Source organism: Brevundimonas sp. KM4 (genome assembly GCF_000964075.1).
GTDB classification, from domain to species: domain Bacteria; phylum Pseudomonadota; class Alphaproteobacteria; order Caulobacterales; family Caulobacteraceae; genus Brevundimonas; species Brevundimonas huaxiensis.
Map to the genome: position 1 here is coordinate 171,041 of NZ_JZRG01000005.1, position 14,218 is coordinate 185,258.

13 protein-coding genes are annotated in these 14,218 nt (G+C 65.2%); 8 read left to right on the forward strand and 5 right to left on the reverse strand.

What is annotated here, in order from left to right:
* Window positions 1-74 precede the first annotated feature (74 nt).
* Complete coding sequence (locus tag VH88_RS02385) at window positions 75-827, forward strand: hypothetical protein (RefSeq protein WP_045809814.1); 753 nt, start codon at window positions 75-77, stop codon at window positions 825-827.
* Window positions 828-1,056: 229 nt separating this feature from the next.
* Here the strand turns inward: VH88_RS02385 and VH88_RS15530 are convergent, their stop codons facing one another.
* Both VH88_RS15530 and uvrB read right to left on the reverse strand, forming a co-directional pair.
* Window positions 1,057-2,478, reverse strand: coding sequence for a pentapeptide repeat-containing protein (locus VH88_RS15530; RefSeq protein ID WP_082064341.1), 1,422 nt, complete (start codon window positions 2,476-2,478; stop codon window positions 1,057-1,059).
* 43 nt (window positions 2,479-2,521) lie between these two features.
* Window positions 2,522-4,864: an excinuclease ABC subunit UvrB gene (gene uvrB, locus VH88_RS02395; RefSeq protein WP_045809816.1), complete on the reverse strand. Its 2,343-nt coding sequence runs from the start codon at window positions 4,862-4,864 to the stop codon at window positions 2,522-2,524.
* Between the two features lie 141 nt (window positions 4,865-5,005).
* Here uvrB and VH88_RS02400 point away from each other — a divergent pair, with 141 nt between their 5' ends.
* From VH88_RS02400 to VH88_RS02425, 6 genes are all read left to right on the forward strand, one after another.
* A complete protein-coding gene (locus tag VH88_RS02400) occupies window positions 5,006-5,341 on the forward strand; it encodes a PadR family transcriptional regulator (protein ID WP_045809817.1) in 336 nt (111 codons plus the stop codon).
* A gap of 26 nt (window positions 5,342-5,367) precedes the next feature.
* Complete coding sequence (locus VH88_RS02405) at window positions 5,368-6,480, forward strand: hypothetical protein (RefSeq protein ID WP_052689460.1); 1,113 nt, start codon at window positions 5,368-5,370, stop codon at window positions 6,478-6,480.
* Between the two features lie 72 nt (window positions 6,481-6,552).
* Window positions 6,553-7,254, forward strand: coding sequence for a hypothetical protein (locus tag VH88_RS15895; protein WP_156146728.1), 702 nt, complete (start codon window positions 6,553-6,555; stop codon window positions 7,252-7,254).
* Window positions 7,247-7,456, forward strand: a complete 210-nt coding sequence (locus tag VH88_RS02415) for a helix-turn-helix transcriptional regulator (RefSeq protein ID WP_017504712.1) — start codon at window positions 7,247-7,249, stop codon at window positions 7,454-7,456. The genes VH88_RS15895 and VH88_RS02415 overlap by 8 nt, the downstream gene beginning before the upstream one ends.
* Window positions 7,457-7,523: 67 nt before the next feature.
* Window positions 7,524-8,606, forward strand: a complete 1,083-nt coding sequence (locus tag VH88_RS02420) for a bifunctional transcriptional activator/DNA repair enzyme AdaA (RefSeq protein WP_231576567.1) — start codon at window positions 7,524-7,526, stop codon at window positions 8,604-8,606.
* Window positions 8,590-9,117 (forward strand): methylated-DNA--[protein]-cysteine S-methyltransferase, encoded by a 528-nt coding sequence (locus VH88_RS02425; RefSeq protein WP_045809821.1) that lies wholly within the window; start codon window positions 8,590-8,592, stop codon window positions 9,115-9,117. Before VH88_RS02420 ends, VH88_RS02425 begins: the two co-directional genes overlap by 17 nt.
* On the opposite strand, the gene VH88_RS02430 is transcribed toward VH88_RS02425, so the two are convergent.
* Window positions 9,114-9,824: a LamG-like jellyroll fold domain-containing protein gene (locus VH88_RS02430; RefSeq protein ID WP_045809822.1), complete on the reverse strand. Its 711-nt coding sequence runs from the start codon at window positions 9,822-9,824 to the stop codon at window positions 9,114-9,116. The genes VH88_RS02425 and VH88_RS02430 overlap by 4 nt on opposite strands.
* 109 nt (window positions 9,825-9,933) lie before the next feature.
* Here VH88_RS02430 and VH88_RS02435 point away from each other — a divergent pair, with 109 nt between their 5' ends.
* Window positions 9,934-10,332, forward strand: coding sequence for a host attachment protein (locus VH88_RS02435; protein ID WP_017504716.1), 399 nt, complete (start codon window positions 9,934-9,936; stop codon window positions 10,330-10,332).
* Between the two features lie 37 nt (window positions 10,333-10,369).
* Here VH88_RS02435 and VH88_RS02440 read toward each other — a convergent pair whose 3' ends face one another.
* Both VH88_RS02440 and ilvA read right to left on the reverse strand, forming a co-directional pair.
* Entirely contained in the window at window positions 10,370-12,577 is a 2,208-nt protein-coding gene (locus VH88_RS02440) for a methyl-accepting chemotaxis protein (protein ID WP_045809823.1), read from the reverse strand.
* 69 nt (window positions 12,578-12,646) lie between these two features.
* On the reverse strand, window positions 12,647-14,161 hold the full coding sequence (gene ilvA, locus VH88_RS02445; RefSeq protein WP_045809824.1) for a threonine ammonia-lyase, biosynthetic: 1,515 nt from the start codon (window positions 14,159-14,161) through the stop codon (window positions 12,647-12,649).
* Window positions 14,162-14,218: the final 57 nt, after the last annotated feature.

The window sequence follows — 14,218 nt, forward strand, 5'->3', positions numbered from 1 at the left end:
TGGAAAATCAAATCTCTAGCCTCGAAAATCGGCCTTCTCCCGGCCTGGGGTAGAGACCGCCCCATAATGCCCGCATGGAAAAACGCCGCTACAAGATCAAACCGCCCGAGGTCTGGACCCAGGTCCGAAAGGACTATCTGTCCGGCCTCGACGCCAAGACCGTCGCCGCCCGCCACGACGTGACCGAGGCCTCGATCCGCGCTCGCGCGACGAAGGAGGGCTGGTCCCGCCATCCGCGCAGCGAGGCCGCGACGCCCGCGCCCCAGCCCCTGTCGCCGCAGGAGGCGGCCGACCTGTCGCCCGACGACCCCAATGACCCAGCCGCCCTGGCGCGCGCCGCCGCCCAGGCCTCGGGCCGCGCCCTGCACGCCCAGGACTTCGCCCAGGCCCGCGCCCTGGCGGCCCTGGCCGAGACCTATCGCAAACTGGCCGACCGCGACGGCCCCGGCCGCGCCGCCCGCCTGACGGTGAAGAACGCGCCCCTGCAACTGGTCTTCGACATCCTGACCAATGAGGCGGAGGCCGAGCGCCGCTTCGCCATGAACACCAGCGACAAGAGCGACTGGGAACTGCGCGGCCAGTACTGGCAGGCGAAGCAGAAGCTGGAGCGCGCCAACACCGAATGGGGCCACGCCCAACTGGCCCGCCGCGTCCAGCTGGACCGCCGCATCGCCGCCCTCGAAGACCAGCTCCGCGCCGCCGGCCTCGACCCCGTCATCGAACGCGAACAGGACCGCCGCATCTCCCAGGGCCTCGACCTCTTCCTTGGCCCCCTGCGGGGGAGAGTGACGATGGAGGAGTGGGAGAAGACGCTGGATGAGTTGTGACCACCAATCCTTCTCCCCTTGCGGGAGAAGGTGGCCGAGCGAAGCGAGGTCGGATGAGGGGTCGTTTCGGCTCAAACCACAAAAGGCGGTGAAATCCCTAATCTGATCTTGCTTCCAGCAGCTAATCTCTTCGGATAATCAGTAGGCGCAGTTATAGTAAATGTTAACGGCGCAACAAGTCAGTGGCAAAGTTGCCGCCTGATATTCCCGTCATTTTAGTCAGCAGCAGCTATGGGATTGGCTTGAGCATCTCAATAGCTTGGGCTAGCCACGCAAATCTTTCAGGATATGCATTGGCGAGGGTAATGGCAACTTTACTTGTAAATAACGCGACGACTAATCCCGCCATACTTGTGCCGACAACCTTCGCCAAGTTTTCTCTGAAGCTAGTCCAAGCGTCGCCTAAAAAGCGCTTAGCTTCACGCACGATCCAGGTGATGAGGCTCCGGAAAAGGTTTTCGACGCTGGCAAAGGCATTGAAGACGGCAAGCTTCTGAGCATCATCACTTATATCGACTTCTTCCGCGACTATTTCGATAGCTCGTGGTACTTGAGACTCGCAAGCGTCTTGATAATTGTCCAAAACATTCGCTACTTCCGCACTGCTGTTTTTGGCCGCTTCCCGATCGTCGGTCGAATATGGAGCTAGCGCAGCTTCTTCTAAAAATGCCTTCCACTTATGAGACTGACTGATGAATAGGAAATGTTGAAGTAGGATTGCCCTCATGCTTCCGACAGCGTCAGGAAGCATTTCGGGAGCATCAGCATCATTGGACCCTGAAACAGCGGCAAAAATAGTCTGCATCTTTAATCCACGAACGCCGATCATGATGATGTCGCCATCATCTTTTCTAAGTTCCTCGACGTAACGATTTACCGCTCGGACCAATTCAGGAACGTTACCCCATCGAGGCATTAGTTGCTCGATGTCAGCAAGAATTTCTCTGCGCAGAGCAACGGGGTCGGCTGTTGATGCAAAATGCGCATCGCCAGGTTGTCGGGAAAGTTGGACGATACCGCCGATAACAGCAACTTCAACGCTGGCGGGTATGATGCGAAGATCTTCGATGCCTTCGTCGTCATTATGGCGCTCGCCTTCATAAATGTCCCAGCTTGCAGGCGCATAAAGGTGGTGTGGGAGACGAGTACGACCATCCCCAATAGCGTCATCAAGCTGCGCTTGGTCTAGTCCACGGGTGCTGCTTAAATCCACCCCGCGGAGGTCGCAGCCTATGATCGACGCAGACGTGAGGCTGGCGCGACGTAAGTCTGCACCTCGCAGATCTGCAAAGTCTAAAATCGCGCCTCTCAAGTAAGCGCGCGACAAGCGCGCATATCGTAAATTTGACCGAGAGAGATTTGCCTCGATCAGCCGGCATTCATGAAGATCTGCATAGGCAAGATCGACGCTCTCTAGGTTTGAGCGCGATAGATTCGACCGATAAAACGAAACATTTGTAAGATTGTATCCCGAAAATCGGCGATCGGTTAAGTCTGTGACTGAAAGATTTACGCGCGAACGTTGATGATCGCCAAAAATGTCGCTTTCCTGACGCCATGCGTTCCATGCGTCAGCATCGCCCGAGCGAGCAAGCTCGTAAGCGATGAGACGTTTGCCGCCTTTGATGAAGGTGCCGGTTCTAGAGTTCACAACTGATCAATCAACTTGATCGGAAGTGATTCGCGGAGTCGGCTTACAGCCGCCCCTTCCTGAACCGCTCCTGCGCTTCCGCCGCCGCCTCGGCGCGCCAGCGTTTGGGCGCGGACTTGTCGACGGTTTCGCCGGCGCCGGTCAGGGCTTCGTTGGCGAACTCCAGGTCCATCAGCTTCATGCGCTTGATCTCGTCGCGCAGGCGGCCGGCTTCCTCGAACTCCAGGTTGGAGGCGGCCTCGCGCATGCGGCCTTCCAGGTCGCGCAGGGCGGCCTGGAAGTTGGAGCCGACGAAGGGTTTGGAGGCTTCGGCCACGCCCGGCCTGGTCAGGCGATCCATCTCGCGCGACTCATAGGGGCTGTCCATGATCTCCTTGATGTCGCGCTTGACCGTTTCGGGCGTGATGCCGTGTTCGGCGTTGTAGGCCATCTGCCGTTCGCGGCGGCGGTCGGTCTCGGCGATGGCGCGCTCCATGCTGCCGGTCATGCGGTCGGCGTACAGGATGACGCGGCCGTCCACATTGCGCGCGGCGCGGCCGATGGTCTGGATCAATGAGGTCTCCGAGCGCAGGAAGCCCTCCTTGTCCGCATCCAGGATGGCGACCAGGCCGCACTCGGGGATGTCCAGACCCTCGCGCAGCAGGTTGATCCCGATCAGACAGTCGAAGGTGCCCAGCCGCAGATCGCGCAGGATCTCGATCCGCTCCAGCGTGTCGACGTCGGAGTGCATGTAGCGAACGCGGATGCCCTGCTCATGCATATATTCGGTCAGGTCCTCGGCCATCTTCTTGGTCAGGGTGGTGACCAGGCTGCGATAGCCCTTGGCCGTCGTCGCCTTGACCTCGTCGATGACGTCGTCGACCTGATTTCGGGTTTTGCCCGAGACGGGGCGGATTTCGACCGGCGGGTCGATCAGGCCGGTAGGGCGGATCACCTGTTCGACGAAGACGCCGCCCGCCTGTTCCATCTCCCACGGGCCGGGGGTGGCCGACACGTGTACCGTCTGGGGGCGCATGGCCTCCCATTCCTCGAACTTCAGCGGGCGGTTGTCGATGCAGGAGGGCAGGCGGAAGCCGTATTCCGCCAGCGTCGACTTGCGGCGGTAGTCGCCCCGGAACATGCCGTTGATCTGGCCGATGGTGACGTGGCTCTCGTCCACGAACAGCAGGGCGTTGTCGGGGATGTATTCGAAGAAGGTCGGCGGCGGCTCGCCCGGCGCGCGGCCGGTCAGCCAGCGGCTGTAGTTCTCGATGCCGGCGCAGCTGCCGGTGGCCTCCATCATCTCCAGGTCGAAGCGGGTGCGTTGCTCCAGGCGTTGCGCCTCCAGCAGCTTGCCGTTCTCGACCATCCAGTCCAGCGTCTCCTTCAGCTCCGCCTTGATGCCGGCGGCGGCCTGGTTCAGCGTCGGGCGCGGGGTCACATAGTGGCTGGCCGCATAGACGGTGATCTCGTTCAGATCGGCCGTCTTCTTGCCCGTCAGCGGATCGAACTCCTGGATCGCCTCCAACTCGTCCCCGAACAGGCTGATCCGCCACGCCCGATCCTCCAGGTGGACCGGGAAGATCTCGATCACGTCGCCCCGCTTCCTGAACATCCCCCGGTCGAAGTTCAGGTCGTTGCGCTTGTACTGCAGCGCGATCAGATCCGCCCGCAGCTTCGCCTCGTCGATCTGGTCCCCCACCTTCAGCGTGAACGTCATCGCCGTATAGGTCTCAACCGACCCGATCCCGTAAATACAGGACACTGACGCCACAACAATGACGTCTTCCCGTTCTAGTATAGCTCGCGTCGCAGAGTGCCGCATCCGGTCAATCTGCTCATTGATGCTTGAATCTTTCTCAATGTACGTATCCGTACGCGGAACATAAGCTTCTGGCTGGTAGTAGTCGTAGTAGCTGACGAAGTATTCGACCGCGTTGTCGGGAAAGAACGATTTGAACTCGGAATAGAGCTGGGCCGCCAGCGTCTTGTTCGGCGCCAGGATCAGGGCAGGGCGCTGGGTTTCCTCGATCACCTTGGCCATGGTGAAGGTCTTGCCCGAGCCGGTGACGCCCAGCAGCACCTGGTCGCGATCCCCAGCCTGTGCCTGGGCCACTAGTTCGGCGATGGCGGCGGGCTGGTCGCCGGCGGGCGTGTATTTGGTTTCCAAGCGGAAGCGGCCGCCCTTCTTCTTGCCCTCGTGCGAGGGGCGGTGCGGCACCCAGTCGGCGGGCGCGGCGACCGGCTCCTCCGGCGTCAGGCGCGGCCCGGCGACCGGAGCGAACATCGGCATTTTTCCGGTGTCGCGCAGGAAGGCGGCCGACGCCTCCTGCACCCCCGGATTTGGCACGTGAACGGGCTTGGCCGGCTTGGCGGCGGCGGGCTTCGGCGTCGAAGAACGGTTCATGAACAGAACTTAGTGCTTGAGGATGTCTCCCGCCATAGCGCGCTGACCTGCGCCTAGTTGCGGTCGGCCTAGCTTGACATCCTCACACAGTATGCCTCATACACTGTGTATCACACACTATGCGGCGCACGGAGGTGGCGGGTGAGCGAGAACGACGAGGCGTTGCTGTTCGAGAGTCTGCGGCTGGAGCTGCGGCGGGGGTCGTTGATCCTGGCCGTGCTGGCGAGCTTGCGGCGCGAGCAATACGGCTATTCGCTGCGGGTCACCCTGGGCGAGGTCGGGGTCGAGATGGAGGAGAGCACCCTCTATCCGCTGCTGCGTCGGCTGGAGAGCCAGGGGCTGCTGGACAGCGAATGGCGCGAGGAGGAGCGGCGCCGGAAGCGGTTCTACCGCCTGTCGCCGCGTGGGGAGGCGATGCTGGAACGGCTCGCCGTGGAATGGCGCGGCCTGTCGGCCTCGCTGGAGAAGATGCTGTGAACACCGGGAAAGAGGGAGAGGCGAGCATGGACCTGGTCGAACGTTATCTGAAGGCCGTGGCGGCCCAGCTGCCGAAGGAAAACCGCGAGGACATCGTCGCCGAGCTGCGCGACGAGATCATGGGGCGTCTGGAGGCGCTGGAGGCCCGGCTGGGAGGGGCACCGACCGACGACGAGGTCGAGAATCTGTTGCGCGAGGTCGGTCATCCGCTGAGCGTGGCGGCGCGCTATCGCGCAGGACCGCAGGCGCTGATCGGGCCTGAGCTTTATCCGTGGTGGATGTTCGGGCTGAAGGTCGGTCTGACGGTCATGGCGGCCGTCACCCTGATCGGCCTGGCCGTGCGGGTCCTGGTCGGCGACGTCTATGTGGGCCAGGCGATCGGGCAGGGCATTTCCAGCCTGATCAGCGGCGCGATCACGGTCGTCGGTCTGCTCACAGCCGTCGGCTTCGTGCTGGAGCGTCAGTCGAAGAAGCCGGACTTCATCGCCAAGTGGCGCGTCAAGGACTTGGGTCTGTTCGAACTGGGCGGCGATTTCGACGCCGAGCAGTGGGGGCAGAAGCTGGCGAACGGCGAGTGGTCCGGCCGGAGCATGGGGCAGGCCAAGTCGGGCCGCGCCGTGCGCAAGAGCGCCGAGATGTCGCCTGTGTCGCGTGCGGTGGCGAGCGCCATCGGCTGGACCGTGGTGCTGCTGTGGTGGACGGGTCTTTTGCAGGTGGCGCCGATCCGGCCGGAAGAGCTGGCTGGAGTCGTCGACGGCGTCGATTACGGGCGCATTCTGGCTGACATGGTGCGGGTCGCCTATTGGCCGGTCGCCCTGTTCGCCGCCTGCCGCATCGGCTTCGACCTGATGCGGGCGGCGTCGGGCGGCAACGCGCGAGTCACGGCGCTGGGCGACCTGGCGTTCGGGATCGCCGCCGCCTTGGGTCTGCTGTGGGTCTGGTTCGGGTCGGCGCTGTCGCCGCTGATCTGGGTCGGCAGCGTCACCGAATTCGTGGATCGGATTCGGGTTCTGATCGGCCGCTCCGGCGAGGACGTCGGCGGCGTGGCGACGATCCTGATGGTCATGGTGGTTTGGGCCTTCGCCGCCGAAGTGGTGCGTGTGATCCGCGCGGCGGCGCGTCTGGTCATCGGTCGATAAAGGCGACGCCCTTCTTGACGGCGTGTAACCTATAGGTGATATGTCACCTCAAGGTTACTTCAGGAGGAAGTCGTGAACAAGGATGAAAACGCCGCGGTTTTGCGGGTGAAAAGTGAACGGCGCAAATGCTGGTGGGGCGGCATCGCGATTTCGGTCGTCGGTGCAGTCGCCCTAGTAAACGGTGCGGGCTTCGCCTTTTTTCTCGGAGCCGATGGTGATGAAGCGACGACGGCGGGTGTGGCTGCGGGCGTGGGTTTTGGCCTCTTGATCGTGGGTGGGCTTATGGCCTGGTGCGGGCGGCCCGGCCGGCCGATTGATGTGACTGCAAGTGGAGAAGGGTCGCGCCGCGACAAGCTGCAGCGCGAGCGCGCAAGACTACTGATTATCTATCCGGTTATCATGCTGATGTTCATGGTGCAGGCTCACAGCGCCATGCAACGGGTCTTGGGCGGGGACCATAATCTCGGCGCCTATGTGCAGATTCTGCTGCCGGTCCTGTACGGCTGGCTGATCCCTGTTCTGCTGATGGGCTGGGATTGGAACGCGAAGAAGAACCGCCGTCTGATGGAAGATGAGCTGACCCAGGTTCTGCGGGCGCGGTCGATGATCCTGGCCTTCGTCGTGCTGATGGGCGGGGTGACCGTGGCGCTGGGTCTGGGCCTGTGGCGCGCGGACTATGGCGTGCTGGCCCTGCCTTATGTGCTGGCGCTGGGCGGGGCGTCGGCGGGCCTGCGGTTCGCCTGGCTGGATCGCGAGGCCGGTCGCGATGGGTGATCCCAGACTCGGCTCGCGGCTGAAGGAGGCGCGCACCGCCGCGGGCCTGACGCAGCAGGGGCTGGCCGACAAGGCCAGCGTCTCGCGCAAGACCATCAATACGGTCGAGAACGGCGTCTTCGTGCCCTCGACCGTTCTGGCGCTGGAACTCGCCCGAGCCTTGGATACGACGGTCGAGGCCTTGTTCTTCCTGAGAGACTGATCCGATCCATGTCCGAAAACCGCGAGACATCGTCGGGCGGGCGGCGCATTCTTCAGACATGGATCAGGTGTTGGATCAGGAGGCTTGCTGGCGCGCCGTCGTGGCGCGGGACGCCCGTTTCGACGGGCGTTTCTTCACCGGCGTGACCTCGACGGGCATCTACTGTCGTCCCATCTGCCCGGCGCGGACGCCAAAGCGCGAGAATGTGGTCTTTCACCCCAGCGCCGCAACGGCCGAGGAAGCAGGTCTGCGGGCCTGTCTGAGGTGCCGGCCCGAGACGGCGCCGGAAATGGGCGCCTGGCGCGGCACGTCCAACACCGTCAGCCGCGCCCTGGCCCTGATCGAGGCCGGCGCGCTGGATGTCGGCGACACGGACGCCCTCGCGACACGGCTGGGCATGGGCGAGCGGCAACTGCGCCGCCTGTTCCGCCAGCATCTGGGCGCGGCCCCGGTCAGCGTGGCCCAGACACGGCGCGTCCTTCTGGCCAAACAGTTGATCCACGAGACCGACCTGTCGATGGCCGAGGTGGCGATGGCGTCGGGTTTCGGCAGCGTCCGGCGCTTCAACGAGACGTTTCAGGCCCTGTATGGTCGCGCGCCGTCGGACTTGCGGCGTCGCAAGGTCGAGGCCGAAGCGGGCGGGGTGATCAAGATCGGTCTGTCCTACCGCCCGCCCTATGACTGGCCCGTCATGATGACGACCTTGGCGACGCGCGGCGTCGCGGGCGAGGCGGTTGTCGATGGCGTCTGGACTCGGCGGCTGCGCTCCGACGTGGATGGCACAGAGGGTGCGGTGACGGTGCGCCCCGCTCAACCGGGCGAAGCGGCGGTTGAGGCGCGGATCGACAATCTGAAAGCCTTGCCGGGCGTACTGGCGCGGGTGCGGCGCGTGTTCGACCTCGCCGCCGATCCCGAGGCGGTCACGCGCGACCTGTCGGCCGACCCCGTTCTGCACGCCGCAATCAGGGCCACGCCGGGGTTGAGGCTTGCGGGCGACTGGATCGACGCCGGCGAGGATGCGCCCAGCGACCGGTTGGCGACGACGGACGCCGCGCTGCTGGCGCGCGCCGAGCGGTGGCGGCCGTGGCGGGCCTATGGCGCACTCTATTGGGCCCTGAGCGAGGAGCGGCGAGATGACCAAGCAGCCTGACATGCATCTGACCCTGGATCGCATCCCGTCCCCGGTAGGCGAGGTGCTGGTCGTCACCGACGCCGACGGCGCGGTACGCGCGCTTGATTTCCACGATTACGAAGCCCGTCTGCGCCTGCTGCTGCGTCGACACTACGGTGAGGTCGTGCTGACCGAAGGCCGCGCGCCGGAGCCGGTGCGTCGGGCGGTCGAGGCCTGGTTCGGCGGCGATCTCACCGCCTTCGACGCCATCACGGTCCGCACCGGCGGCACGGAGTTCCAACGCGCGGTGTGGAAGGCGTTGCGCGACATCCCGACCGGCGAGACCCGCACCTATGGTCAGCTCGCTGCGGCCATCGGCGCGCCCAAGGCCGTCCGCGCCGTGGGTCTGGCCAACGGCGCCAATCCGGTCGGCGTCATCGTGCCCTGCCACCGCGTGATCGGCGCGAACGGGACCCTGACCGGCTATGCGGGCGGACTTGAGCGCAAACGCTGGCTGCTGGCGCATGAAGCGGGCGGCCGGCTGCTTTAGCCGCGCGTGAACCGTTCGGGCGGCAGGGCGGCGTGGGTGAAGCGGGCCTGACGCACCGCGCCCTTGAAGTAGTTCACGCGGTTGATGCGGCAACCGACCGAGGCGCGGCCTGGCCCTTGCGGCTTGAACGCCACCGGGTGTTCGCCCTGCAGGACGCCGTCGACATAGGCCCGGTACAGGACGCCGTCGAAGGTTTGCGCGACGTGGAACCACTGTCCGCACGGATGGAGCCGCTCGGGGAAAATCAGGGTGTGGTTGTAGCCGGGCCCGCGCGTGAAGGCGTCCAGGTACCAACGGTCCTGAACCACGCGGATCTCGAACAGGAAGCGCGTCTGCGACGGCGGCTGACCGGCCGGCGCCTCTTCGGCGAGATGAAACCAGCGTTGCTCGAAGGCGCCGCCGTCGGGTCGGAACAGGGCTTCGAAGGTGAAGGTTTCGGCCCCGGCCAGCGGATGCTGATCGATGAACAGGGCATCGTCCACGCCGTCGAACCGAACCGCTTGGCCGAAGGGGCTGTCGATCAGGCCCGGCGCGCCCTCCACGCGGGTCTCGATCCCCCCGATGTCGGCCAGGCGATCAAAGGTCCATACCGTCTGGCGCGGCGATGCAGCCGTCATGGTCGCGCACCCCGGCAGCATCGCAGCCGCGGCGCCCGATGCGCCCAGGGCCATCAGGCGGCGGCGGTCCAGCGGCAGGACGTCAGGCATGGTTCATCTCCCGGCGGTTTTGTCGCGCGACACTATGGGATCGGCGGCGCGAGGCAACGGCCTGCGTCCCGGTTCGTTGTCTCGATCCCTACACACTGGAGTATCGACGATGAAACTTTCCAATGGCGCGCTGGTGGCGGTGGTCGATGGCGAGAAGCTGGCCCTGTTCAAGAATACGAACGCTTCGGACATCAAGCTGACGCCGCTGGAAACCCCGGCCATTGCGGATCGCGTGTCGGGTTCGGCCGGCCGCCGATCCAATGAGGCGAACCCCGACAATGACACCCAGGCCGAGGACGGTTTCGCCATGGGCGTCGCCGAGGTGCTGAACAAATGGTCGGTTACCAACAAGATCGACGAACTGCTGGTGATCGCCGCGCCCAAGACGCTGGGCGAACTGCGCAAGCATTGGCACAAGGACCTTCAAGCCAAGCTAGTCGGGGAGATCGCCAAGGACCTGACGGGCCATTCCAGCGATCAGATCGCCGCCGCCATCGACAAGGCGTGAAGACAGACGGGCGCTATACGTGGCGCCCGTCGCTTGATCAGGCGGCGCGTCTCGACTGCGCCGTCTGACCTAGATCAAAGCGACTGATCAGACCCTCCAGTTCGCCGGCCTCGTTTGTCAGGGCGTGGCTGGCGGCGGTGGATTCCTCGACCATGGCGGCGTTCTGCTGGGTGAACTGGTCCATCTGATTGATCGCCACATTGATCTCGCCGATGCCGACCGACTGTTCGCGCGTCGCGGCGGCGATCGTGCGAACCAGGGCGTTGGCCTCCGCCACCTGGACAGCGATTGCGCTGAGGCTGTCGCGCGTCAGCGACACCTGATCGGATCCGCGCTGCACATTGCTTTGCGACAGGGCGATCAGCGCCTTGATCTCCTTGGCGGCGCTGGCCGACCGTTCGGCCAGGCCCCTCACCTCGGAGGCGACGACGGCGAAGCCGCGTCCGGCTTCCCCGGCCCGGGCGGCCTCGACGCCGGCGTTCAGGGCCAGAAGGCTGGTCTGGAAGGCGATCTCGTCGATGACGCCGACGATCTGATTGATCTGGGTCGACGACTGCTCGATCTCCGACATGGCGCCGATGGCGTCCTGCACCACGGCCTCGCCCTTGTCGGCCGCCGCCTGAGCGGCTTGGGTGATGTCGCGCGCGCGCTCGGCGTTTTCGGCGCTGCTGCGTACCGTCTGCGTCAGCTGGTCCAGCGCGGCGGCGGTCTGTTCCAGACCGGCCGCCTGCTGCTCGGTGCGGCGCGACAGGCTGTCGGCGGCGGCGGCGATGTCCTGACATCCGCCGCGCATCGACTGAGCCGTGGTCCAGATGCCGGTCATCGTCGTGTGCAACTGATGCAAAGCGGCGTTGTAATCTTCCGGGATGCGACGCGTGTCGGCGGTGAAGCCCGCCTCCGGCATTCGCCAGGCCAGTTCGCCGGCGGCGAGGCGCGACAGACCTTCGCCCAAAGTCTCGACGGCGCGCGTTTGCGAGGCGGCGAAGAGCTCCGTCTCCTCGGCGTGCCGGCGACGATCGGTTTCGGCGGCCGCACGTTCGCGCTGTTGCTGGTCGCGCCGCGCCAGACCGTCCGCAAGCTCGAGCCGGAACCCTTCGAGCGCCCGCGCGATCTGGCCCAGTTCGTCGGCCTTGTCCGCACCGGCGACGGGGATGTCATAACGCCCTTCGCTCATGGTCCGCACATCGGCCGTCAGACGCGCAAGCGGGCGTCGGATGAGACGGTCGCTGGTGATCAGTAGGGCGACGATGATGGCGGCGATGATCAGAACGCCGCCGACCAGAAGCATCAAGGCCAACTGCCGCGCCGGGGCCTCGATCGTCGCGACGGGAATGTCCAGTACGACGACCCAGGTCGCCTTTTGACCGGGCAGGATCACAGGCTGCACCAGACGTCGAACCGGCTCGCCGTTCACGCTGACGCCCTCGACCGCCTGGGCCTGGCGTTTGGCGATGACGTTGCGCACGATGTCCGCGCCAGCGTCCGCATAGGCTTGGCCTCGCACGGCGGCGTCCGGATGGGCGACCCAGACGCCCTTGTTCGACACCAGGGTGACGCGACCCGTGCCCAGCGGCTTCATCGCCGCCAAGCGCTGCGACAGGTTGGCCAAGGTGATGTCCAGGCCCGCGACTCCGATGATGCGGCCGTTGGCGCGCACCGGATAGGCGACCGAGGTCATCGCGACTTTGCCGCCGCCAATGTTCTCTTCGTACGGCTCGACCACGACCGGCGCGCCGCTGGCCATGGGCTCGGTATAATAGGCCTGTTCGAAGTCCGAGCCGTCAGCCTCAGGCTCCAGGGAAATCTGACCGTCGCGGCGCACCCAATAGATTGAAAGTCGTCCGTTGACGTTCGAACTGCTCGCCGCATCCCTGATGTGGGCGGCGTCGGCCCCGACGGCGTCCGGGGCGGCCATGAACCAGGCGCCCATCACCTGATCGGTGGCTTCGGCGTTCGGCTTGACCAGCGCCATATAGGCGGCGCGGTCGGTCAGTCCCGTCTGTCGTGCGGCGCCCAAGGTCGCGGCCAGGGTCTTGGCGCCCGTGCCGGCCGAGATGATCTCGTTGCGGATTTCTTGCGAGGCTTCTAGCGCAGCGCTTTCGGCGTATCGGCCGGCCATGTCGCGGACGATCGCGCCGGAATAGGCCGTCACGCCGATAGCGGCGACGATCATCAAGGCGCCGATGGCGAGCCCCGCCACGACGGCGAGCGTCAGGGCGATGGACAGGCGATTGAACGAGAACATGACGGGCTCCGTAGGCCTGTACTCATGCGCCGCCGCCCGCAAACGCCCGGTTAAGGTCGCACTACGTAGTTACGCGCCGTCCAGAAACAGGCGGCACGCCGGATTGGCGGTTTCGTCGACGTAGGGGTAGCCCAGATCGGCCAGGGCGGCGGTCAGTTGATCCTGTTCCTGGGGCGGCACGCTGATGCCCGCCAGCACACGACCGACGTCGTCGCCGTGATTGCGATAGTGAAACAGCGTCAGGGCCCAGGCGGGTTGCAGGCTATTCAGGAACCGCAGGAAGGCGCCGGGGCGTTCTGGGAACTGGAAGCGCAGGATGCGTTCGTGGGGCAGGCCGACGGTGCGGCCGCCCACCATGTAGCGGACATGCAGCTTGGCGGTCTCATTGTCGCTCATGTCCTCGACCGCATAGCCGCCAGCGCGGAGGGTCGCGATCAGATCGTCGCGCTCGTGCGGGCCGTTTCGCAGGGCGACGCCGACGAAGATTTGCGCCTGCCCGTCGCCGGACCAGCGATAGTTGAATTCGGTGACCGAACGACCGTCCAGACTATCCAGGAATCGACGGTAGTCGTCGCGGTCGTCCTTCATCGCCACGGCCAGCAAGGCCTCGGCGCCCTCGCCGATTTCGGCCCGTTCGGCGACGTGGCGCAACCGGTCGAAGTTCAGATTGGCGCCCGAGTTGACGGCGATCAGACTGCCGCTTCCGGGATGGGCGGCGGCCCAGGCCTTCAGCCCGGCCAGCGCCACGGCGCCCGAGGGCTCGGCGATGGCGCGGCTGTCGTCGAAGATGTCCTTGATCGCGGCGCAGATGGCGTCGGTGTCCACCAGCACGATCTCGTCCAACAGATCCTTGCACAGGCGGAAGGTTTCGGTCCCGGCTCGACGCACGGCGACGCCGTCGGCGAACAGACCGACCTCGTCCAGGGTCACGACCTGGCCCGCGTCGATGGCGGACTTCATCGTCGGCGCATCCACCGGCTCGACGCCGATGATCCGGGTCTCCGGACGCAGGAATTTGACGATGGCGGCGACGCCTGCGGCCAGACCCCCGCCGCCAATGGGCACGAAGACGGCTTCGATCGGGTCGGCGTGCTGACGGGCGATCTCGAGCCCCACCGTGCCCTGGCCTGCGATGACGTCGGGGTCGTCGAAGGGGTGGATGAAGGCCGCGCCGGTCCGGCTCTCCAGTTCACGGGCGTGGGCGTAGGCCTCGTCGAAGCTGTCGCCTTGCAGAACCACGTCGCCGCCCAGGGCCCGGACAGCCGCGACCTTGATGCCGGGCGTGGTGGTGGGCATGACGATGGTGGCGGGAATGTCGCGACGTGCGGCCGCCAGGGCCACGCCTTGCGCATGATTGCCGGCCGAGGCGCAGATGACGCCCTTGGACAACTGATCCTCCGACAGGCCGGCGATCTTGTTATAGGCGCCGCGGATCTTGAACGAGAAGACCGGCTGCAAGTCTTCCCGCTTTAGCAGAACGGGCCGCTCGAGCCGGGCCGACAGGCGGCGCAGCGGGTCGAGAGGCGTTTCCTCCGCCACATCATAGACGCGGGCGGTGAGGATGCGGCGGATGGTGTCCTGCATGGAAATGTCGTGAATAGGCGCTTAAAGGCAAAGAAGTAGGCTGCCGTCTAGGCGATA

Coding starts and splice junctions, on each gene's coding strand:
- VH88_RS02385 (WP_045809814.1), top strand. CDS start 75: ATGGAAAAACGCCGCTACAAGATCAAACCGCCCGAGGTCTGGACCCAG.
- uvrB (WP_045809816.1), bottom strand. CDS start 4,864: ATGAACCGTTCTTCGACGCCGAAGCCCGCCGCCGCCAAGCCGGCCAAG.
- VH88_RS02405 (WP_052689460.1), top strand. CDS start 5,368: ATGGACCTGGTCGAACGTTATCTGAAGGCCGTGGCGGCCCAGCTGCCG.
- VH88_RS02415 (WP_017504712.1), top strand. CDS start 7,247: ATGGGTGATCCCAGACTCGGCTCGCGGCTGAAGGAGGCGCGCACCGCC.
- VH88_RS02425 (WP_045809821.1), top strand. CDS start 8,590: ATGACCAAGCAGCCTGACATGCATCTGACCCTGGATCGCATCCCGTCC.
- VH88_RS02430 (WP_045809822.1), bottom strand. CDS start 9,824: ATGCCTGACGTCCTGCCGCTGGACCGCCGCCGCCTGATGGCCCTGGGC.
- VH88_RS02435 (WP_017504716.1), top strand. CDS start 9,934: ATGAAACTTTCCAATGGCGCGCTGGTGGCGGTGGTCGATGGCGAGAAG.
- VH88_RS02440 (WP_045809823.1), bottom strand. CDS start 12,577: ATGTTCTCGTTCAATCGCCTGTCCATCGCCCTGACGCTCGCCGTCGTG.
- ilvA (WP_045809824.1), bottom strand. CDS start 14,161: ATGCAGGACACCATCCGCCGCATCCTCACCGCCCGCGTCTATGATGTG.